Origin of the sequence: Mycobacterium sp. (assembly GCF_036488105.1) — a bacterium.
In the GTDB taxonomy this organism is placed as follows: Bacteria; Actinomycetota; Actinomycetes; order Mycobacteriales; family Mycobacteriaceae; genus Mycobacterium.
In genome coordinates, this window is sequence record NZ_DASXHW010000428.1 from 1 (window position 1) to 20,992 (window position 20,992).

Consider the following 20,992-nt stretch of genomic DNA (forward strand, 5'->3'; position numbering starts at 1 on the left):
GCCGACCGCGTCGACGTGGTGATCACGTCGGGCGGCACCGGCATCTCGCCGACCGACCAGACGCCGGCCCAGACCAGCGCAGTGCTCGATTACGAGATTCCGGGGTTGGCCGGCGAGATTCGGCGTTCCGGCCTGCCGAAGGTGCCGACCTCGGTGCTGTCGCGCGGGCTGTGCGGAGTAGCCGGTCGGACCCTGGTGGTCAACCTGCCCGGCTCACCGGGTGGGGTGCGCGACGGCCTCGGGGTGCTCGCCGGCGTGCTCGATCATGCCCTGGACCAGATCGCCGGCAAGGATCACTCGTGACGTGCCCGAATCACGTGGACTAGCCACCAAATCGCGAGCGCCCCAACCAGAGCCACCGCGAGGTTGCTCAGGAAGCCTGTGATACCCACGGCAATGGCCAGCGTCCAATGCCACGGTCCCCGTAGGTCTTTCAGCAGCGTGATGTGCAGCAGACCGGCCACCGTCAACAGACCCGCGAGAATCGGCACCGGGAAACCGGACAGCGCCACGGTCAGCGTGGCTCCCATTACCAGAGCCAGTGCAATGAGTATGGCGCCCAACATGATTGGGGCGCCGCCGCTGCGCGCGCCGAAGGTGCGGTGGGCAGTCATGCCGCCGGCGCCGTGGCACACCGGCATGCCGCTGATCGAGCCGGCGAACAGATTGGCCAGCCCGATCGTGGATGCCAACCGACCCGGCCGTACCCGCTGCGCCGCATCGCCGAAATAGGTACGGGCGGTGTCCGCGGTAGCCAGACACGAGTTGGCGAACGACAGCGGCACCTGCGGGAGCACCAGGGCGACGGCGGCTGCGGCGAACGCGGCCCGGCTCAGGTGCGGGACGTGCACCGCCGACGGTCCGACGGCGAATGAGCCATGGAATGCCAGGATCATCGCCACCACGGCAATCGCGAGGAAGACCAGGGTGATCTGGTGGCGTCGCAGCAGCAGTGCAACGGCGATCACCACTACGGTGGCCCCGGCCAGCCACCAGACCGCGTGCCGGTGGTCGGTGAACGCCTTCGGCGTGTTGGACACCAGCCTCCAGGCCAACTGGCAGAACAACAGTCCCACCGAAAGTTGAATCCCCCGAATAATCGGATGCGGGAACACTTTTGCCATCCAATCTAACAGGCCTGAGGCGCCAAGCACCAAAAAGAGCAGGCCCATCAGCAGCGCGCCGGCCGCGATGTCGTCAGCGCCGAAACCGTGCGCGATCGCGATCGCCCCGAAGGCCTTCAACGGTTGCACCGGAACCGGTAACCGATAAATCAGGCCGGCCACCACGTAGAGCAGACCGGCCGGCAACAACACCGCCGTCGGCGTCAGACCGTTCTTCACGATCAGTGCCACCGCGATCGGGACCAGTACGCCCAGATCGCCCACCGCCCCGGCCAATTCCGCGCGGTCGAATCGAAATGGGTTTGGACCGGACTCGAGGTGCACTGGCGCCGTGCCGACCATGCCAGCACTCTAATGCAGAGCGCTGGGTGGGCAGTCCTCGAACGCGGCGGCTCGCTCACGGGGCGTCCAGTCCACCCGTGAGAGTGATTTCACGGCCGCGACATCGTGAGACGCCGGGCGGCAACATCGCATCTTTACGTTCGCGTCGGAAGAGTCGGAATCTCAAGGGAGAACGCGGTGGCGCGATCGCACACGATCACAGATTGGAACCCGGAGGACCTGGCCGCATGGGAAGCGGGCGGCAAGGCCGTCGCGCGACGCAATTTGGTATGGTCCGTCGCCGCAGAGCACGTCGGGTTCTCGGTGTGGTCGCTGTGGTCGGTGATGGTCCTTTTCATGCCGCAGTCGGTCTACGGTCTGACCGCCGGAGACAAGTTTCTGATCGCTGCCACCGCGACATTGGTCGGTTCGATGCTGCGACTTCCGTACACCATGGCGACCGCGCGATTCGGCGGGCGCAACTGGACGGTGTTCTCGGCGTGCGTGCTCATCGTGCCCGTCCTCGCGACGATTCTGGTCCTCGCGCAACCCGGCCGGCCGCTGTGGTTCTACCTGGCCTGCGCCGCACTGTGCGGCCTCGGAGGTGGAAACTTCGCGTCGTCGATGACCAACATCAACGCGTTCTTCCCGCAGCGGCTCAAGGGTGTGGCCCTGGGCGTCAACGCCGGGGGCGGCAACATCGGTGTGCCGGCCGTACAGCTGGTGGGCTTGCTCGTCATCGCCACTGCCGGCAACCGCCAGCCGTATTGGGTGTGCGCGTTCTACGTGGTGGCGTTGGTCGTCGCGGCGGTGGGGGCGTCCCGGTACATGGACAACCTCGACGTGGTGTCCGTCGACCTCGGTGCGATGCGGTCCGCGCTGCGGAGTCGTCACACCTGGCTGGTCAGCCTGCTCTACATCGGCACGTTCGGTTCATTCATCGGTTTCTCGTTCGCCTTCGGTCAGGTACTGCAAATGTCGTTCGCCGCCGGTGGACAGAGCGCGGCTCAGGCATCGCTGCATGCCGCTGAAATCGCTTTTGTGGGGCCACTACTCGGTTCGGTCACGAGAATTTACGGGGGCCGAATCGCCGACCGTGTCGGCGGCGGCACGGTGACGTTTTGGGCGTTCGTCGGGATGATCGGCGGCGACGGGATACTGGCGATCAACGCCACCCTCGCGGGCCGTCGTACCACTGCGGCCACGATGGTTGTGTACGTCATCGGATTCGTCGTGCTGTTCGTGCTCAGCGGCATCGGCAACGGCGCTGTCTACAAGATGATCCCGTCGATCTTCCACACGGTGTCTCGATCGCTGGAGGCCGACGAGGAGACCCGGGCCAACTACTCGCGCTCGATGTCGGGCGCGGTGATCGGGATTACCGGAGCGATCGGCGGCCTCGGCGGCGTGGCGATCAACCTGGCGCTGCGCAGCAGTTACCTGGCCAATGGGACCGCGACGATCGCGTTCTGGGACTTCGCCGGGTTCTATGCGGTCGCCGCGCTGGTCACCTTGCGTGTCTATCTGCGACGGCCGGCTCAGACGATTGCCGAGCAACCTGTGTTGGCTGCAGCCGGCGCCTGAGCCACGGCCTGCGGGGCCGTCGACGTCGTGGTCAGGGTGCAAGCCTGATGTGGCCCGGCGGCGCCGGTGGAGCCGGCGACGGGCTGTCCGGTGCGGGGGCACCGCCGTTTCCACCGCCGTTTCCACCGCCGGGCTCAGGAGCGGGGGCAGGAGCCTGCGGTTGCTCTGCCTGCGGTGGCGCTTCCTGGGGTGGCGCTTCCGGGGGCGGCGGCTCGACCTGTTGCTGCCGTTGCGGCGCCTGCTGAACATGTCGCGGCGGCGGTTGTTGCGGGGCCGGAGCCAGCACCTCGGGCGGAGGCGGCGGTTGTGCCGGCACCGGCAGCGGCTTCGTCGGCGGGATTTCTCCGGCGGGGAGCGCTACGGTCAGCGAGGCCAGCACGACGACGGGCGACCGGTTGCGCCGATCGGGGTTGTCCGTCGTGACGCCGGTCGAGCCGCGCCCGTCGAACCCCGCTATCGAAGCGATCTTGCCTGCGTCGTACGGACAATAGGCCTGCACTGACGCGTTGATGAATTGGTTGATGGTTCTGGTGATCCGGTCAGGGGGACTCAGTCGCGTCAGCGGGTTTTCGTTGTAACCGTTGTTCCTGATCAAATCCACCAGGTCGCCCACCGACATGCCGCCATCGAGTTTGGAACATGCTTTATGCGCCGTCTCGATGAGGCTGTTCGCGTTGTCGACCGGCGGAATGTCTTTCTGGCCGAGGAGGTCGAAGAACTTCTGGTCCTGGCCTGGGTCCGCGGTTGCCGTGCCACCGGGCAGAAGTGCCGCGGCGACTAGGCCAACCAAAGCCACCGCGGCGGGGAGGTGTCGGATCAATCCGGAAGGCATTGCCCGGTTTCCGTTCTGCTGAAGCCATCGCTGACGAGCCCTGAGTTCTAATCTAGGCCGCGCGCGGCAATTCCGCAGCTCCCGGCGCCGCGGGAGGGGTTCGCCGAGCGTGCGGTCTGCGCGATAAGCCAGGCCGCCAATTCGCAGACCCCGCACGCTCGGCGAAGTTTGATGCGGTGTTCAGACGACCGCTTTGATGTCCTCCGATGCGACCTCCCCGGCCAGTGGCGCGATGGCTCGAAGGATCTCGGTGATCGTGTCCGGGTGCAGCCCGGCCGCGCTAAGCGAATCCGCCAAATGCGCGGCCACTATGGCGAAGTGATGCATCGTGATGCCGCGGCCTTCGTGCACCTGCCGCAGCGGCGTACCGGTGTAGGGCCCAGGTCCGCCGAGCACCGCGGAGAGGAATTCGACCTGCCTGGCTTTCACGCACTTCATGTTCGAGCCGGCGTAGAAGCTGGCCAGGTGATCGTCGTCAAGCACACGGCAGTAGAAGTCCTCAACAACGACTTCGAGGGCGTCGTGACCGCCGATCGTCTCGTACAGCGATACCGCACCAGGCCTGCGCAAGCGGGTCAGTATTCCCATGCGCAATAGCGGACCATCTGAGCGTTGCCCGACCGTTAGAACGCCATCACCGTGGGATTACCCGGCGTAACAACCGGATTGCCGAAGAAGCGCCTGAACTGCTCAGCGGTATAGGAGACTCGGTGGAAATGCCAGGGGAATCACCACCGGGAGCGTGGAAGCTATGAATCTGGGTGATCTGACCGGTTTGGTCGAGAAGCCTTTCGCCGCTGTGTCCAACCTCGTCAACACGCCGAACTCGGCGGGCCGCTACCGACCCTTCTACCTGCGCAATCTGCTGGACGCCGTACAGGGCCGGACACTGCACGAGGCCGTCGACGGCACAATCACCCTCATCACGGGCGGGTCGTCGGGCATCGGCGAAGCGGCGGCGAAGAAGATCGCGGATGCCGGTGGCGAGGTGGTCCTGGTTGCGCGCACGCGGGAAAACCTGGAAAAGGTCGCCGACGACATCCGCAGCAGTGGCGGTACTGCGCACGTCTACCCGTGTGATCTGTCCGACATGGACGCCATCGCCGCGATGGCCGACCAGGTGCTGGCTGATCTCGGCGGCGTCGACATGCTGATCAACAACGCCGGACGATCGATACGGCGCTCGCTGGCGCTGTCCTACGACCGGATCCACGACTACCAGCGCACCATGCAACTGAACTACCTGGGCGCGGTACAGCTCATCCTGAAGTTCATTCCGGGCATGCGGGAACGCGGGTTCGGGCAGATCATCAACGTGTCCTCGGTCGGGGTGCAGACCCGCGCGCCGCGGTTCGGCGCGTACATCGCCAGCAAGGCGGCACTGGACAGCCTGTGCGACGCGCTGCAGGCGGAGGTCGTCAGCGACGACATCAAGTTCACTACCGTGCACATGGCGCTGGTCCGGACGCCGATGATCAGCCCGACCACGATGTACGACAAGTTCCCGGCCCTGACGCCGGATCAAGCCGCTGGTGTGATCACCGATGCGATCGTGCACCGGCCCCGGCGGGCCAGCTCGCCCTTCGGGCAGTTTGCTGCCGTCGCCGACGCCGTCAACCCGGCGGTGATGGACCGGGTGCGCAACCGGGCCTTCAGCATGTTCGGAGATTCGTCAGCCGCCAAGGGTGATGAATCCGACAGCGGCGCAAATGATTTCGACCACCGAAGCGAAACGTTCGTCCGAGCGACCCGCGGAATCCACTGGTGAGGCGATCATGAGTCTTCCGAAACCGACCAACCAAGAAGCCGTTGTCATCACCGGTGCTTCGTCGGGCATCGGCACCGAGCTGGCCCGCGGGCTGGCCCGGCGCGGCTACCCGCTGGTGCTGGTGGCCCGCCGTCAGGAACGCCTGGACGAGCTCGCCGACGAGGTGCGCACCCAGTTCTCGGTGGCAGCGGATGTCTTTCCGCTCGACCTGTCCGATGCCGCGGCTCGCGAGCAGCTGGCGAAGCGGCTGCGCACCGAGCCGATCGCCGGATTGTGCAACAGTGCCGGGTTCGGCACCAGCGGGGTCTTTCAGACTCTGCCGGTCGAGCGGGAAAGCGAAGAGGTCGTCCTCAACTCGCTGGCGCTGATGGAACTGACTCACGCTGCACTGCCCAGCATGGTCGAACGGGGAGCCGGCGCGGTACTCAACATCGCCTCGATCGCGGGATTCCAGCCGATGCCCTACATGGCCGTGTATTCGGCGACGAAGGCTTTCGTGCAGACCTTCTCCGAAGCGGTGCACGAGGAACTGCACGGAACGGGCGTCTCGGTGACAGTGCTGTGTCCGGGCCCGGTGCCGACGGAATGGGGCGAGATCGCCAGCGCCGAGCGCTTCAGCATTCCACTGGCGCAGGTGTCGCCGCACGACGTCGCTGAAGAGGCGATCGGCGGGATGCTGTCCGGTAAGCGCAGCGTGGTGCCCGGAATCGTGCCGAAGGCCGTGAGCATCGGCGGCCGGTATGTGCCACGCAGCCTGCTGCTGCCCGGCATGCGCATCGGCAACCGTTTGCGCGGCGGACCCAGTCGCTGATGGCCGCTGTCGACGTGAAGGCCGACGTACCGATGAGCCCGCAGGACATGTGGGAGCACGTGTCCGACCTATCCGAACTGGGCGAGTGGCTGGTGATGCACGAGGCGTGGCGCAGCGAGCTTCCCGCGGAGTTGAGCGAAGGAACCCAGGTCGTGGGCGTCGCACGTGCCAAGGGCCTGCGCAATCGGGTGACATGGACGGTCACCACCTGGAAGCCGCCGTACCGGGTCGCGTTATCGGGATCGGGCAAGGGCGGCGCGAAGTACACCGTGACGCTCACGGTCTCGCCGACGAAAAAGGGTTCGAACCTTGGCCTGCGCCTCGAGTTGGGCGGGCGCGCGTTGTTCGGCCCGGTGGGCGCGGCCGCGGCCCGGGCCGTCAAAGGCGATGTCGAGAAGTCGCTGAAACAGTTCGTCCAGCTCTACGGATAGCGGCGCAGGCTGACTCGCGACAGCCGAGGGCTCTACAGAACCGGCGAACGGCGGTAACCTGGCCGAATGTTGCGGGGGGCTCGGGGAGCCGCTATGTCCGAAGCCAGGGGGCTGTTCGGCTGGATCGGCATGGTTGTGCAGCGCTGGCCGTGGGCTGTCATCGGCTTCTGGATCGCGCTCGCCGCCGTTCTATCGGTGACATTTCCACCGCTGACCGAGATGGCCGCCAAGCGGCCGGTTCCCATCCTGCCGAACGACGCCCCGGTGCTGGTCACGACGCGACAGATCTCCCAGGCGTTCAACCAGTCCGGCTCCGAGAATGAAAACGTCCTGTTGGTCGTCCTGACCGACGACAACGGGCTGAACCCCTCCGACCTCACCACCTACCGGACCCTGGCCGACAACCTGCGACCGGACACGCACGACATCGTCATGCTGCAGGACTTCATCCACACACCGGCCCTGCGCGAGGCGATGACCAGCAAGGATCACAAAGCCTGGTATCTGCCCATGGTGCTCTCCGGCGGAGTGGGCACACCCGAGCTGCATGAGGGGTTCGGCCGGGTCGCCGACATCGTCAAAAAGTCCGTCGCCGGGACCACGCTGACGTCAAACCTGACCGGGCCCGCGGCCACCGGCGACGACCTGATGTACATCGGTATCCGCGATATGCACGTGATCGAGGCCGCCGTCGTGATCATGGTGCTGATCATCTTGTTCGTCATCTATCGCAATCCGCTCACGATGATGTTGCCGTTGATCACCATCGGCGTATCGGTCGCAGTCGCACAGTCCATCGTCTCGGGCGTCGCCGAACTCGGTCTGGGCGTCTCCAGTCAGACGATTACCTTGATGACGACGATGATGGCCGGCGCCGGCATCGACTACGCCGTGTTCCTGATCAGCCGATATCACGACTATCTGCGGCAGGGCATGGCCTCCGATGAAGCCGTGGCCAAGGCGTTGACGTCGATCGGCAAAGTCATCGCCGGGTCTGCGGCCACCGTGTCGATCACCTTTCTCGGGATGGTCTTCACCAAGTTGGGGGCCTTCAAAAACGTCGGTCCCGCCTTGGCCATTTCCATCGCGGTGGCGTTACTGGCCGCCGTCACATTCCTGCCGGCGCTGATGGTCCTGGCCGGAAAGCGCAATTGGATCAAGCCGCGCCGCGACCTCACCAGCCGATTCTGGCGGCGGTCGGGTATCCGCATTGTGCGACGACCGGTGAGGCATCTGGCCGGCAGTCTCACGGTGCTGCTCATCTTGGCCGGCTGTGCGATGTTTGCCCGCTTCAACTACGACGACAGCAAAACGCTCCCGCATTCCGTCGAAAGCTCTGTCGGATACAAGACGCTGGCCGAACATTTTCCGTTGAACGCCACCATTCCCGAGTATCTCGTGGTCCAGTCATCACAGGACTTGCGGAAGCCGCCGGCGCTCGTCGATCTGAAGCAAATGGAACAGCGGGTGGGCCAACTGCCCGATATCGCGGCGATCCACGGCGCCCCGGTGCCCACGCCGAAATCGGCCGACAAAAACTCCGCGTACGACGGCGTGACCATCGGTTCGTCCAAAGGTTCCACCGACCAGCGCAACAAGGGCAACAGCGGCGACAAGGGCGATAAATCAGACGGCGACGGAGCCGACGGATTCCCCAACGTCGCCTCCCTGCTGTATTCGGTTGCCAGTACCGGGACCTCAACTCCCGACATGGGTCTACCGCCCGAACTGGCCCCGCCGACCGCCCCGGCCAAACAAGTCGACGACACGGCCATGTTCGTCAGCACGGTGCGTGCGCTCGGCTTCGCCATGTCCCTCGACGTCGCGGAGATCGCCAACACCGTCGACGCGTCGCCGGTGACGGTGCTGGACGTGGTTGCGACCACCACGCGCGACGGTGGAGCGCTCAAGAAGATGTCTGATTTCGCCGAAAAGCTGGAGAACTTCCCCGACGCGAACACCATCGAGGTGGCGTCGCGAAATGTGCGCCAGATACTGGACGACGCCAGCAATGACCTACGAGTACTGGGCAACGACGACACGGGTCAGAGGCAACGCACGGCAGCAACGCAGAAGGATGCCCACAAGTACGCCGACGCGATTCATCAGATGATCGACGGCGTCAAGGATCTGATCAAGCAAACCGAACACACCGGGGGAGGATTGAACAGCGCGCTGACGGCTTTCATCTCTCCCGATGGACACACGGCGCGGTACTTGGTGCAAACCAAGCTCTACCCCTTCGGCACCGATGCGATGAATCAGATTCACGGCATCATCGATGCCGCTCGGGGGCCCCACCCGGATGCGATGTTCAAGGAGGCCTCGATATCGGCATCGGGAGTCACCGCGATGCTCCGCGATACCCGTGCCTATTACGGTCAAGACATCAACCTCATCATCGTGATGACCATTCTGATCGTGTTCCTGATTCTGGTCGCGATCCTGCGGGCTGTGGTCGCGCCGCTGTATCTCATTGCCTCCGTGGTGATCTCGTACTTGTCGGCACTCGGCATCGGGGTCATCTTCTTTCAGTTCATCCTCGGCCAGCCGCTGACCTGGAGCATCCCCGGGCTGACCTTCATCGTGTTGGTCGCAATGGGCGCCGACTACAACCTGCTGCTGATCTCGCGGCTTCGGGAGGAGTCGCCGCACGGGATACGGGCAGGCGTCATCCACACGGTGAGCTCGACGGGCGGCGTGATCACCGCGGCCGGTGTCATCTTCGCCGCCTCGATGTTCGGCATGCTGTTCGCCAGCATCAGCACCCTGGTGCAGTGCGGTTTCATCATCGGGACCGGGCTGCTGCTGGACACCTTCCTGGTGCGCACCATCACCGTCCCCGCCATCGCCGTGCTGGTCGGCAAGTGGAACTGGTGGCCGTCCAAACCGCCGCCACCGGCGCCGCGCAGGCGGGAAGAACGGTCACCTGCGGCCGAGCCGACGCCGGAAGCGCCCAACGGCGCCGTGGACGGTGCGGGCCCGAACGGGATCCCGGCCGAGGTGGTTCACGGCACCGATCCAGACACCGTCGCGCTCCGCTCGTGAGTTGGCGGCTCGTGAGTTGGCCGAAGGGCACGACACACTCGCCGACATGCCGGGTACGCGTCGGTGCGCGGCCATAGACTGGCGAGCCTATGAGTCAGTCGTTCGTGCACCTGCATAACCACACCGAGTACTCGATGTTGGACGGTGCCGCGAAGGTTGCGCCGATGCTCGCCGAGGCGCAGCGACTTCAGATGCCCGCGATCGGTATGACCGACCACGGCAACATGTTCGGGGCCAGCGAGTTCTACAACGGGGCCACCGCCGCGGGGATCAAGCCGATCATCGGTATCGAGGCCTATGTCGCACCGGCTTCACGTTTCGAGACCAAGCGCATTCTGTGGGGTGATCCGGGGCAGAAGAGCGACGACGTGTCCGGCAGCGGCTCCTACACCCACATGACGATGGTCGCGGAGAACGCCACCGGTCTGCGCAACCTGTTCAAGCTGTCGTCGCTGGCGTCCTTCGAGGGCCAGCTGGGCAAGTGGTCGAGGATGGACGCCGAGCTGATCGCCGAGCATGCCGCCGGCATCATCGCCACCACCGGCTGCCCGTCCGGAGAGGTGCAGACCCGGTTGCGGCTCGGACACCACCGCGAAGCACTGGAGTCGGCCGCCAAGTGGCGGGAGATCTTCGGACCCGAGAACTATTTCCTGGAGCTGATGGACCACGGGCTGTCCATCGAACGCCGGGTGCGGGACGGGCTGCTGGAAATCGGGCGCGCGCTGAACATTCCGCCGTTGGCCACCAACGACTGCCACTACGTCACCCGCGACGCTGCGCACAATCACGAGGCGCTGCTGTGTGTGCAGACCGGCAAGACACTCTCTGACCCGACTCGGTTCAAGTTCGACGGCGACGGCTACTACCTGAAGTCGGCTGCCGAGATGCGGGAGATCTGGGACAACGAGGTGGCCGGTGCTTGCGACTCGACGCTGCTGATCGCCGAGCGGGTCAGCTCGTACGCCGACGTCTGGGAACCCCGCGACCGGATGCCGGCCTTCCCGGTGCCCGACGGCCACGACCCGGCGTCCTGGCTGCGCCACGAGGTCGAGGCCGGCCTGTGCCGCCGCTTTCCCCAAGCGCTGCCGGACGGGTACTCCCAGCGCGCCGCGTTTGAGATCGAAGTCATCTGCGACAAGGGCTTTCCGTCGTACTTCCTGATCGTGGCCGACCTGATCAACTACGCGCGGTCCGTCGACATCCGGGTCGGCCCGGGCCGCGGCTCGGCGGCCGGGTCGCTGGTGGCCTACGCGCTGGGCATCACCGACATCGACCCGATCCAGCACGGGCTGCTGTTTGAGCGGTTCCTCAACCCCGAGCGCGCCTCGATGCCCGATATCGACATCGACTTCGACGACCGTCGTCGCGGTGAAATGGTGCGCTACGCCGCCGAGAAGTGGGGACAGGACCGAGTCGCGCAGGTCATCACCTTCGGCACCATCAAAACCAAAGCGGCGCTGAAGGATTCCGCCCGGATCCACTATGGGCAGCCCGGTTTCGCGATCGCCGATCGGATCACCAAGGCGCTGCCGCCGCCGATCATGGCCAAAGACATTCCGCTGTCCGGCATCACCGATCCCAACCACGAACGCTTCAAAGAGGCCGCCGAGGTCCGCGGGCTGATCGACACCGATCCCGATGTGCGGACCATCTACCAGACCGCCCGCGGACTGGAAGGCCTGATCCGTAACTCCGGTGTGCACGCCTGTGCGGTGATCATGAGCAGCGAGCCGCTGACCGACGTGATCCCGCTGTGGAAGCGGCCGCAGGACGGCGCGATCATCACCGGCTGGGACTACCCGTCGTGTGAGGCGATCGGCCTGCTGAAGATGGACTTCCTCGGCCTGCGCAACCTGACCATCATCGGCGACGCGCTGGTGAACATCAAAGCCAACCGGGGGATCGACCTCGACCTGGAATCCGTTGCGCTGGACGACCCTGCCACCTTCGAACTCCTCGGCCGCGGCGAGACACTGGGTGTGTTCCAACTCGACGGCGGGCCGATGCGCGACCTGTTGCGCCGCATGCAGCCCACTGGCTTCGAGGACATCGTCGCCGTGCTCGCGCTGTATCGGCCCGGCCCGATGGGCATGAACGCCCACAACGACTACGCCGACCGCAAGAACAACCGGCAGGCGATCAAACCGATCCACCCCGAGCTCGAGGAGCCGCTCCGCGAGATCCTGGCCGAAACCTACGGCCTGATCGTGTATCAGGAGCAGATCATGCGCATCGCGCAGAAGGTGGCCGGCTACTCGCTCGCCCGAGCCGACATTTTGCGCAAGGCCATGGGTAAGAAGAAGCGCGAGGTGCTCGAGAAGGAGTTCGAGGGCTTCTCAGAAGGCATGCAGGCCAACGGATTCTCCGCCAAGGCCATCAAAGCGCTGTGGGACACCATCTTGCCGTTCGCCGACTACGCGTTCAACAAGTCGCACGCGGCGGGTTATGGCCTGGTGTCGTATTGGACGGCGTACCTCAAGGCCAACTATCCCGCCGAGTACATGGCGGGCCTGCTGACCTCGGTCGGTGACGACAAGGACAAGGCCGCGGTGTACCTGGCCGACTGCCGCAAACTCGGCATCACCGTGCTGCCGCCCGACGTCAACGAGTCCGGTCTGAACTTCGCCTCCGTCGCTACCGATATCCGCTACGGGCTGGGTGCGGTCCGCAACGTCGGCGCCAATGTTGTTGCCTCGCTGATCAATACCCGCACCGAGAAGGGGAAATTCACCGACTTCTCCGATTACCTCAACAAGGTCGACATCGCGGCGTGCAACAAGAAAGTCACCGAATCGCTGATCAAGGCCGGCGCCTTCGATTCGCTGAAGCACCCGCGCAAGGGGCTGTTCCTGGTGCACACCGACGCTGTCGAGTCGGTGCTGGGTACCAAGAAGGCCGAGGCGATGGGGCAGTTCGACCTGTTCGGCGGGGACCCGAGCGACGGGGGAGCCGGCGCCGACGCTGTCTTCACCATCCGGGTCCCGGACGAGGAGTGGGACGACAAGCACAAACTCGCGCTGGAGCGCGAGATGCTGGGCCTGTACGTGTCTGGTCATCCGCTCAATGGGGTCGCGCACCTGCTGGCCACCCAGGTCGATACCGCCATTCCGGCGATCCTCGACGGCGACGTCGCCAACGAGACCATGGTGAAGGTCGGCGGCATCCTGGCCTCGGTGAACCGGCGGGTGAACAAGAACGGGATGCCTTGGGCGTCAGCGCAACTGGAAGACCTCACCGGTGGTATCGAGGTGATGTTCTTCCCGCACACGTACTCCGCGTTCGGTGCCGAAGTCATCGACGACACGGTGGTACTGGTCACCGCCAAGGTCGCGATCCGGGACGACCGGATTTCGCTGATCGCCAACGACCTCGTGGTGCCGGACTTCAGCAACGCGCAGGTCAACCGGCCGCTGGCGGTCAGCTTGCCCACGCGGCAGTGCACCATCGACAAGGTCAGCGCGCTCAAGCAAGTTCTGGCTCAGCACCCCGGCACGTCACAGGTGCACCTGCGGCTGGTCAGCGGTGACCGGATCACCACCCTCGAGTTGGATGCGTCACTGCGGGTGACGCTGTCTCCGGCGCTGATGGGCGACCTCAAGGCGCTGCTCGGTCCGGGGTGTCTGGGCAGCTAGACGACAACCGAAGCGCCGCTTGGTGATCGTGGGTCGGAATGACCGTCACCGCATGCCGCGCCGGATGAAGCCGTTGCAGCGTCTTGAGGGTCTCGTCGCGGTCTTCACGCAGCGAAACCGGTCTCATGATTCCACGCATGTGGATGGCCAGCCGGAAACGGTGAGTGTCGTGACCGGAGCGGCGCTGGTCCAGCAGCGGCGACTGAGTCGGTGCGCTCGAATCGGTGGATTTGTTGTCAGGCTGTCGGTCCCTGCACAGCTTGTTCGTCGTATGGATGGACGCCCGAAATGCGCGCAAACACGACGAATAAGGAGAACGCAATGAACATCATGAAAGTCAACGAAATCGCACGCCAGCTCATCGGTTCCGCCCCTGCAACGCTGGTCACGATCAATCGCGACGGCAGCCTGCAAGTCAGCGTGGTCTGGGTGGCGGTGAAGAGTACGGCCGACGGTGGTGATGAGCTGCTCACCGCTCATCTTCAGGAGCATCAGAAGATCCGCAATATCCGGCGTGATCCCCGAGTGGCGGTGACCATCGTGTCCACCGACCGTAGCGGGCCACAGACACCCTACCTGTCGATCAAGGGCACGGCGCGCGTCGAGGAGGGCGGTGCTCCCGAACTGCTCGACGAGATCGCCACGACTATCTTCGGCCCCGGCACCGGATTCCCCCCGCTCGACGCACCCCCCGGATACCTGACTCACATCAGGATCGAAAAGGTCGGTGGCGTGGGTCCGTGGGCGGCCTGAACATTCGGCCAGCCATCGCAGAAGATCGACTGACCAATAGAGGCGGAGTCCGCCGATCTGCGGCATTGACCCGCCGAAACCGGCCGCGTGAGCGCCGAGCGCTCCGCTAGCCGCACACTTGGGGCCGAGCGCTCCGCTAGCCGCACACTCGGGGAGCGCCCGCCGGATCCTTGTGAATCACACCTTCTTTCATCACGAAGTCCACCTGGCCGGTGACGTTGATATCAGCGAAGGGATCACCGGGCATCGCGATCAGATCCGCGATCTTGCCCTCGGCGATCACCCCGAGATCATCGAGGCGTAGCAGTTCGGCGGCAACGCTGGTGGCCGCCCGCAAAGCCCGCAGCGGAGTGATGCCGGTCGACACCATCATCGGGAACTCGCGCCAATTGTCCTGGTGCGGGAACATTCCGGCGTCGGTGCCGAACGCGATCCGAACATCGCTGGCGGCCAGCCCGTCCGCCGCGTCCAGCAGCGCCTCACGGTATTTCTGCATTTTGCGCCGTGAGTGTTCCGGAAGGGCCGCCCACACGGTGTCGCCCTCGTCGCGGCGGGCGCCGGACAGGATCGTGTACTGGGTGGGCACCATGAACACCCCGGCGTCCTGCATCATGCGCAGCGTCTCAGCCGACGCAAGGTTGCCGTGTTCGATGCTGCGCACCCCGGCGCGTACGGCGCGCCGGATACCCTCGTCGCCGTAACTGTGTGGCGTGACCGGGATTTCGAGGTCGGTGGCCGTCGCGACCAGGATGTCCATCTCCTCCTGGCTGTAGGTGGCGTGGCCGGGGTCGTCCGAGGGCGAGGCGAATCCGCCGGTCGCGCCGAACTTGAGCCAGTCGGCGCCGGCCCGGATCTGCTGTCTGACCCGGGTGCGGATCTCGTCGGCGCCGTCGGCGGCGGCCAACTCCAGTGGCCGGCAGGGGTCTTGATACTCGTCGGCGACCATTCCGCTGAAGTCGCCGTGGCCGCCGCGCGCGGAGATCATGTGGGGCGCCACCAGCATCCGCGGGCCGACGACCAGCCCGGCGGCCACCGCGTTGCGCAGGTCGATGGTCGGGTAATCGATGTCGCCGCAACCCAAGTCGCGCACCGTGGTGAAACCGTTCATCAGCAGGGCACGCAGCACCGGCAACGACTTCAACGCTTTCGCGATGCTCGAGTCAAGGGCCATCAGCAACCCCACCGGAGGTGCCAGCGTTACGTGGGTGTGGCAGTCGATGAAGCCCGGTGTCAGCGTGTGCCCGGACAGGTCCACCACCCGTGTATCGGGTGGAGCCTCGATCGCGTCGGCAACCCGCTGGATGCGGCCATCGACGACCAGTACCTGGCGTGGTGCGGACTGCGCCGAAATCCCGTCCCAGACAGTGGCGCCCGTGATCAGTGTCGCCGGCATCGTCGTCATCTTTCGAAGTTCAGAAGCGATAGCGCAGGATCCGCGCCGTGCGGGCGCCGGATTTGGTCATGCCCATCAATCGGGTCGCGACTCGGGCCGCAGGTGGATACAGGTCGATCTCCGGCGCGTGCGACAGGCTGATCTCTTCGACCAGCCGCAGGCGCGGGCTCCAGCTCTCCGGGACGTGGGCATCGCTGAAACCTTGGTAGGCCCATTGGGTTCCGACGGCACTGAAGACGATCTTCATAGCGGCGATATTGAGCCGGCTGACGTGCCCGTAGTCGTTCATCGCCAGTTCGCCTGACCGGAAGTGCTCGGGAATGTGGTGGAACAGGTTCACGATCACCGACTCCGGTAAGAACGCCAGCAGGCCGTCGGCGATCAGCATGGTGGGCCGGTCGGGCGGAATCTGGTCGGTCCAACCGTTGTCGGCCAGCGATGCGGCCACCGAATGGGTGCGGTCGTCGGCGGGCACCAGCTCATCGCGCAATGCGATGACATTCGGCAGATCGACGCTGTACCAGTCGACCGTGGCCGGCGGCGCGACGCGCAGCATGGCGATGCTCAGGCCCGCGCCCAGGTCGACGACAACGGCGTCGGGGTGCTCGGCGACGAAATCGCGCACCCGGTCGTCGAGCATCTTGGCCCGCAACGCGGTCTGGCGCACCGCGCTCGCCGGCACACCCAAACCGTCGAAGTCGAAGTCGATGTTGGCGACGATCTCATCCGCCAACGTGTCACCGAGTATCGGCCTGGGCCAACGGCTGTCGAGTGCTCGGGCGTACTGGGTGACAAACGCGGTCTGCTCGACGGGTGTCAAGTCGGTGATCGCAATTCCCATACCCGCAACGTACTGCAGGACTAGCCTCGCCTGAGTGAGCGATTCAAAAATCCAGCTGAGCAGGCCGACCACGATGTGCGAGGCGTTTCAGCGCGCCGCGGCAGTAAACCCGGATGCGATCGCGCTTCGCACCCCCGGCGACACCCAAACACTCACGTGGCGGGAGTACGCCGCCGATGTTCGTAGAGTCGCGGCCGGCCTGCACGGCATCGGGGTCCGCCGCGGCGACACGGTGGCGCTGATGATGGCCAACCGGATCGAGTTCTATCCGCTGGAAGTCGGTGCGCAGCACCTGGGCGCCACCTCGTTCTCGGTGTACAACACCCTGCCCGCCGACCAGCTGACCTACGTCTTCGGCAACGCCGGCACCAAAGTGGTGATCTGCGAACAGCAGTACGTGGACCGGGTCCGGGCAAGCGGGGCACAGCTCGCGCACATCATCTGTATCGACGGCGCCCCGGATGGCACGCTGTCGCTGGATGATCTCTACGCCGCCGCCGCCGCCGAGGACGACTTCGATTTCGACGCGACCTGGCGTTCGGTGCAGCCCGACGACGTGATCACCCTGATCTACACCTCCGGGACAACGGGGAATCCCAAAGGGGTGGAGATGACGCACACCAACCTGCTGTTCGAGGCCTATGCCCTCGCTGACGTCCTGGACGTCCGGCCCGATGATCGTGCCACGTCGTATCTGCCGTCCGCGCACATCGCCGACCGCATTATGGCGCTGTACAACCAGGAGCTGTACGGCATCCTGGTTACCGTTATTTCCGACGTTCGCGAGATTGCGGTCGCATTGCCCGACGCGCGGCCGACCATTTGGGCAGCGGTGCCACGGGTTTGGGAAAAGCTCAAGGCGGCAATCGAATTCGCGGTCGCACACGAGCAGGACGACACAAAGCGTCAGGCTTTGCAGTGGGCGATGTCGGTCGCCGAGAAGCGCGCCGCGGCACTCGTCGCCGACGAGCCGCTGCCCGACGATGTGGCCGCCGAATGGGCGCAGGCCGACGAACTTGTGCTCTCGAAGCTGCGCGAGAAGCTTGGACTCGACAAGTTGCGATGGGCGGTGTCGGGTGCGGCGCCGATTCCGCGGGAGACGCTGGCTTTCTTTGTCGGTATCGGCATCCCGATCGCCGAAGTCTGGGGCATGTCGGAGCTGAGTTGCGTTGCGAGCGTGAGTCATCCGCGCGAGGCGCGACTAGGTTCGGTGGGCAAGCTGCTGCCCGGGCTGGAAGCCAAAATCGCCGAAGATGGCGAGTATCTGGTGCGGGGGCCGTTGGTGATGAAGGGCTACCGCAAAGAGCCGGCAAAGACCGCTGAGGCGATCGACGCCGACGGCTGGTTGCATACCGGCGACATATTGGACCGAGACGCCGACGGCTTCTTGCGGATCGTCGACCGCAAGAAGGAGTTGATCATCAACGCGGCCGGCAAGAACATGTCGCCGGCCAACATCGAAAACGCGATCAAGGCAGCCTGCCCGATGATCGGAGCGATGGTGACGATCGGCGACGCTCGCCCGTACAACACCGCGTTGCTGGTGTTCGACGCCGATTCAGTCGGCCCCCACGCGGCCGCTCTCGGACTGGCCGACGCCTCGCCGGCCGCGTTGGCGTCCCACCCGGAGATGCTCGCGAAGATTTCGGCAGGGGTGGCCGCGGGCAACGAGAATTTGTCCCGGGTCGAGCAGATCAAGCGTTTCCGCGTACTGCCCACCCTGTGGGAGCCGGGCGGCGACGAGATCACCCTGACGATGAAACTCAAACGCCGACCGATCGCGGCCAAGTACGCCGCGGAGATCGAGGAGTTGTACGTCAGCGAACCGGGCCCGGACATCCACGAGCCCGGACGCGCGTCGACAACTCAGCCGGCGTAGCGGCGAGCCTGGGCCGACGTTAGCCTCCGGTGGTCGCGTAGCGCTGTCACCAATCCGCGCCGCCGCACGTCCTCGCCGACGCGGGGTCCCTCGGATCCGGTTTTGACGTTCCGGAACCTCTTCTCGGAGGCTGTTTCGGGTGCGTCGTCGCAGGTAGCGGACAGCCACCGATCCGGCAGCGCCAACTTGCAGATCGTCCGCACGGTGAGCAGGTACTGACGCAGCATCGGACCAGTCGTATACGGCAGTTCGTAGGTCGCGCACAAAGCACGCACCCGCTCGGCGATCTCCGGGTACCGATTGTGCGGCAGATCAGGGTAGAGGTGGTGTTCGATCTGATAGCACAGATTTCCGGTCATGAATCCGAGAGTCGGTCCGGCGTCGAAATTCGCGGTACCCAGCATCTGCCGGAGATACCATTCCGGCTTCGTCTCATTCTCCAGCACAGACGGCGTGAACTTTTCCGCTCCGTCCACGAAGTGTCCGCATACGATCACGATGTACGCCCACCCGCTACGCAATCCATTCGCAACTATGTTCGCCCCCAGCGTGCGCCGCCATCTCCGGCGGCTCAGGGCGGGAAAGAGTACATAGTCCTTGCCGGCCTGGCGAGCCATCTTGCGCAGCATTGCCGATTTCTGGGCGGCTCTGCCGGCGTCGGTGGTCTCTTCCTGTTGCACCGAAATCACGCCGTACAGCGCGATGCCCCATTCGAAGGCCATCCCGAGCAGCAAAGCGAACAACGGTTGGAGCAAGGCGAGCGGCCGCCACTTCTGATCCCGAGTGACTCGCAGGATTCCGAAGCCGAGGTCGGCGTCCACGCCAACGACGTTGGTGAAGACGTGGTGCTGGTAATTGTGGGTATATCGCCACTGCGACGTGAGACCGACCATGTCCCATTCCCAGGTATTGGAATGGATTTCCGGATCGTTCATCCAATCCCATTGGCCGTGGGTGATGTTGTGCCCGAGCTCCATGTTCTCGATGCATTTGGCCGCGGCCAAGGCAGTGGTTCCCAGGGCCCAACCGATTTTGCCCTTCGTTCCGGCGATGATCAGCCTCGCCACTATGTCGAAGCAACGCTGAAAAGCGATCGCGCGCGTGATGTACGCCCGATCCCTGGTACCGCGCGAAGCCTCGACATCAGTGCGGATCTCGTCCAACTCGGCCGCGAGCGCGGTGAGGTCGGCGGCGCTGAGATGGGCGTATTCGGATACGTCAGTGATGGCCAACGGGACCCGCTACCCAGCCCCGCCAAAGGCGGCGTGTGGAGCTGTGCGGGCTACGAGGACGCGCACACAGAAGCAACGCGAATACCGCGGCATCGTGCGTCACGTCCCATCGTTGGATAGAAGCTGACCCCGCGAAATGAGGAATCTGTGCCACTACAGGTAATCGTGTGCGGAGTCGATCGCAGACTCTACAGTGCGGACCCTGAGTCGGAGCTGAGGAGCAACGCGAGCGGCTGGGCACCCCATGCACGCGTGTCTATGGTGGTCTCATGCCACTCGAAGGTGAATACGCGCCCAGCCCGTGGGACTGGTCTCGCGAACAAGCTGACAAGTACGCTGATTCCGCTGGAGCCGACGCCGCAGATATGAAGGGCAAGCCGATCATTCTGCTGACCACCGTCGGCGCCAAGACCGGCAAGCTCCGCAAAACTCCGCTGATGCGGGTCGAGCACGACGGCGAGTACGCCGTTGTCGCGTCGCTGGGCGGGGCACCGAAGAACCCGGTCTGGTACTACAACATCGCCAAGAACCCGCGGGTCGAGCTTCAGGACGGGTCGGTCACGCGCGACTACGACGCGCGCGAGGTATTCGGCGACGAGAAGGCGGCCTGGTGGGAACGCGCCGTGGCGGCCTGGCCGGACTATGCCGACTATCAGACCAAGACCGACCGACAAATTCCGGTCTTTGTGCTCACCCCTGTGCACTGAATTTGCAGCTTGGTGGCACCATTGACCGGTGTCCGCCGAACTGAGCCAGAGCCCGAGCACGGGTAATGGGCCGCTGTCCGCGGCCGATGTCGACAGTGCGGCGACCCGAATCGCCGGCGTGGTCACACCCACACCTCTCCAGCTTTCCGACCGGTTGTCCGCGACCACCGGGGCGAACGTGTACCTCAAGCGTGAAGACCTGCAGACGGTGCGCTCCTACAAGCTGCGTGGCGCCTACAACCTGCTCGTCCAGCTGTCCGACCAGGAGCTGGCCGCCGGCGTGGTGTGCTCATCGGCGGGCAACCACGCCCAGGGCTTCGCCTACGCCTGTCGCACGCTTGGTATTCGCGGCCGCGTCTACGTCCCGGCCAAGACGCCCAAGCAGAAGCGCGACCGCATCCGCTACCACGGCGGGGAGTTCATCGAGCTGATTGTGGGCGGATCGACCTACGATCTGGCGGCCGAGGCCGCGCTCGCCGACGTGGCGCGCACCGGAGCGACGCTGGTGCCACCGTTCGACGACCCGCGCACCATGGCCGGCCAGGGCACGATCGCCGTCGAAATACTGAGCCAGCTCGACGGCGAGCCGGACTTGGTGGTGGTTCCCGTCGGGGGTGGCGGGTGCATCGCCGGCAT

Annotated in this window: 17 protein-coding genes; 11 read left to right on the forward strand and 6 right to left on the reverse strand. The window is 65.0% G+C overall.

Going from position 1 to position 20,992, the window contains the following annotated elements:
- On the forward strand, positions 1-303 hold a 303-nt coding region (locus VGH54_RS22550), incomplete at its 5' end, for a MogA/MoaB family molybdenum cofactor biosynthesis protein (protein ID WP_331514327.1).
- Here the strand turns inward: VGH54_RS22550 and VGH54_RS22555 are convergent.
- Positions 294-1,466, reverse strand: a complete 1,173-nt coding sequence (locus VGH54_RS22555; RefSeq protein ID WP_331514328.1) for a putative sulfate/molybdate transporter — start codon at positions 1,464-1,466, stop codon at positions 294-296. The genes VGH54_RS22550 and VGH54_RS22555 overlap by 10 nt on opposite strands.
- Positions 1,467-1,643: 177 nt before the next feature.
- Here VGH54_RS22555 and VGH54_RS22560 point away from each other — a divergent pair, with 177 nt between their 5' ends.
- Positions 1,644-3,029 (forward strand): nitrate/nitrite transporter, encoded by a 1,386-nt coding sequence (locus VGH54_RS22560; protein ID WP_331514329.1) that lies wholly within the window; start codon positions 1,644-1,646, stop codon positions 3,027-3,029.
- Between the two features lie 31 nt (positions 3,030-3,060).
- Here VGH54_RS22560 and VGH54_RS22565 read toward each other — a convergent pair whose 3' ends face one another.
- On the reverse strand, positions 3,061-3,861 hold the full coding sequence (locus VGH54_RS22565; RefSeq protein WP_331514330.1) for a DUF732 domain-containing protein: 801 nt from the start codon (positions 3,859-3,861) through the stop codon (positions 3,061-3,063).
- A gap of 180 nt (positions 3,862-4,041) precedes the next feature.
- Positions 4,042-4,449, reverse strand: coding sequence for a group 1 truncated hemoglobin (locus VGH54_RS22570; protein ID WP_331514331.1), 408 nt, complete (start codon positions 4,447-4,449; stop codon positions 4,042-4,044).
- Between the two features lie 163 nt (positions 4,450-4,612).
- On the opposite strand from VGH54_RS22570, the gene VGH54_RS22575 reads away from it, so the two are divergent.
- From VGH54_RS22575 to VGH54_RS22600, 6 genes are all read left to right on the forward strand, one after another.
- On the forward strand, positions 4,613-5,629 hold the full coding sequence (locus VGH54_RS22575) for an SDR family NAD(P)-dependent oxidoreductase (RefSeq protein WP_331514332.1): 1,017 nt from the start codon (positions 4,613-4,615) through the stop codon (positions 5,627-5,629).
- A 7-nt stretch (positions 5,630-5,636) separates the two neighbouring features.
- Positions 5,637-6,440: an SDR family oxidoreductase gene (locus VGH54_RS22580; protein ID WP_331514333.1), complete on the forward strand. Its 804-nt coding sequence runs from the start codon at positions 5,637-5,639 to the stop codon at positions 6,438-6,440.
- The gene (locus VGH54_RS22585; protein ID WP_331514334.1) at positions 6,440-6,871 is read left to right on the forward strand and encodes a type II toxin-antitoxin system Rv0910 family toxin; all 432 of its coding nucleotides are present in this window, start codon (positions 6,440-6,442) and stop codon (positions 6,869-6,871) included. The genes VGH54_RS22580 and VGH54_RS22585 overlap by 1 nt, the downstream gene beginning before the upstream one ends.
- A gap of 93 nt (positions 6,872-6,964) precedes the next feature.
- Positions 6,965-9,919, forward strand: coding sequence for an RND family transporter (locus VGH54_RS22590; protein ID WP_331514336.1), 2,955 nt, complete (start codon positions 6,965-6,967; stop codon positions 9,917-9,919).
- An 89-nt stretch (positions 9,920-10,008) separates the two neighbouring features.
- Positions 10,009-13,551, forward strand: a complete 3,543-nt coding sequence (dnaE, locus tag VGH54_RS22595) for a DNA polymerase III subunit alpha (protein ID WP_331514337.1) — start codon at positions 10,009-10,011, stop codon at positions 13,549-13,551.
- 321 nt (positions 13,552-13,872) lie between these two features.
- A complete protein-coding gene (locus VGH54_RS22600; protein ID WP_331514338.1) occupies positions 13,873-14,304 on the forward strand; it encodes a PPOX class F420-dependent oxidoreductase in 432 nt (143 codons plus the stop codon).
- Between the two features lie 136 nt (positions 14,305-14,440).
- Here the strand turns inward: VGH54_RS22600 and VGH54_RS22605 are convergent, their stop codons facing one another.
- Both VGH54_RS22605 and VGH54_RS22610 read right to left on the reverse strand, forming a co-directional pair.
- Positions 14,441-15,697, reverse strand: a complete 1,257-nt coding sequence (locus VGH54_RS22605; protein WP_331514339.1) for an amidohydrolase family protein — start codon at positions 15,695-15,697, stop codon at positions 14,441-14,443.
- Between the two features lie 19 nt (positions 15,698-15,716).
- The gene (locus VGH54_RS22610) at positions 15,717-16,538 is read right to left on the reverse strand and encodes a class I SAM-dependent methyltransferase (RefSeq protein ID WP_331514340.1); all 822 of its coding nucleotides are present in this window, start codon (positions 16,536-16,538) and stop codon (positions 15,717-15,719) included.
- 73 nt (positions 16,539-16,611) lie between these two features.
- Between VGH54_RS22610 and fadD11 the strand changes: the two genes are divergently transcribed.
- A complete protein-coding gene (gene fadD11 / locus VGH54_RS22615; protein WP_331514344.1) occupies positions 16,612-18,417 on the forward strand; it encodes a fatty acid--CoA ligase FadD11 in 1,806 nt (601 codons plus the stop codon).
- Here the strand turns inward: fadD11 and VGH54_RS22620 are convergent.
- On the reverse strand, positions 18,405-19,649 hold the full coding sequence (locus tag VGH54_RS22620) for an acyl-CoA desaturase (RefSeq protein WP_331514341.1): 1,245 nt from the start codon (positions 19,647-19,649) through the stop codon (positions 18,405-18,407). The genes fadD11 and VGH54_RS22620 overlap by 13 nt on opposite strands.
- A gap of 269 nt (positions 19,650-19,918) precedes the next feature.
- Between VGH54_RS22620 and VGH54_RS22625 the strand changes: the two genes are divergently transcribed.
- Together VGH54_RS22625 and VGH54_RS22630 are read left to right on the forward strand one after the other, a co-directional pair.
- Complete coding sequence (locus VGH54_RS22625) at positions 19,919-20,356, forward strand: nitroreductase family deazaflavin-dependent oxidoreductase (RefSeq protein ID WP_331514342.1); 438 nt, start codon at positions 19,919-19,921, stop codon at positions 20,354-20,356.
- 28 nt (positions 20,357-20,384) lie between these two features.
- The coding region (locus VGH54_RS22630; protein ID WP_331514343.1) for a pyridoxal-phosphate dependent enzyme at positions 20,385-20,992 on the forward strand (608 nt) is incomplete at its 3' end.

Excerpts from the sequence above, each read along its gene's own strand:
- dnaE (WP_331514337.1), top strand. The coding sequence starts at position 10,009 with ATGAGTCAGTCGTTCGTGCACCTGCATAACCACACCGAGTACTCGATG.
- VGH54_RS22570 (WP_331514331.1), bottom strand. The coding sequence starts at position 4,449 with ATGGGAATACTGACCCGCTTGCGCAGGCCTGGTGCGGTATCGCTGTAC.
- VGH54_RS22600 (WP_331514338.1), top strand. The coding sequence starts at position 13,873 with ATGAACATCATGAAAGTCAACGAAATCGCACGCCAGCTCATCGGTTCC.
- VGH54_RS22625 (WP_331514342.1), top strand. The coding sequence starts at position 19,919 with ATGCCACTCGAAGGTGAATACGCGCCCAGCCCGTGGGACTGGTCTCGC.
- fadD11 (WP_331514344.1), top strand. The coding sequence starts at position 16,612 with ATGTGCGAGGCGTTTCAGCGCGCCGCGGCAGTAAACCCGGATGCGATC.
- VGH54_RS22580 (WP_331514333.1), top strand. The coding sequence starts at position 5,637 with ATGAGTCTTCCGAAACCGACCAACCAAGAAGCCGTTGTCATCACCGGT.
- VGH54_RS22590 (WP_331514336.1), top strand. The coding sequence starts at position 6,965 with ATGTCCGAAGCCAGGGGGCTGTTCGGCTGGATCGGCATGGTTGTGCAG.
- VGH54_RS22565 (WP_331514330.1), bottom strand. The coding sequence starts at position 3,861 with ATGCCTTCCGGATTGATCCGACACCTCCCCGCCGCGGTGGCTTTGGTT.
- VGH54_RS22575 (WP_331514332.1), top strand. The coding sequence starts at position 4,613 with ATGAATCTGGGTGATCTGACCGGTTTGGTCGAGAAGCCTTTCGCCGCT.
- VGH54_RS22610 (WP_331514340.1), bottom strand. The coding sequence starts at position 16,538 with ATGGGAATTGCGATCACCGACTTGACACCCGTCGAGCAGACCGCGTTT.
- VGH54_RS22605 (WP_331514339.1), bottom strand. The coding sequence starts at position 15,697 with ATGCCGGCGACACTGATCACGGGCGCCACTGTCTGGGACGGGATTTCG.
- VGH54_RS22555 (WP_331514328.1), bottom strand. The coding sequence starts at position 1,466 with ATGGTCGGCACGGCGCCAGTGCACCTCGAGTCCGGTCCAAACCCATTT.
- VGH54_RS22585 (WP_331514334.1), top strand. The coding sequence starts at position 6,440 with ATGGCCGCTGTCGACGTGAAGGCCGACGTACCGATGAGCCCGCAGGAC.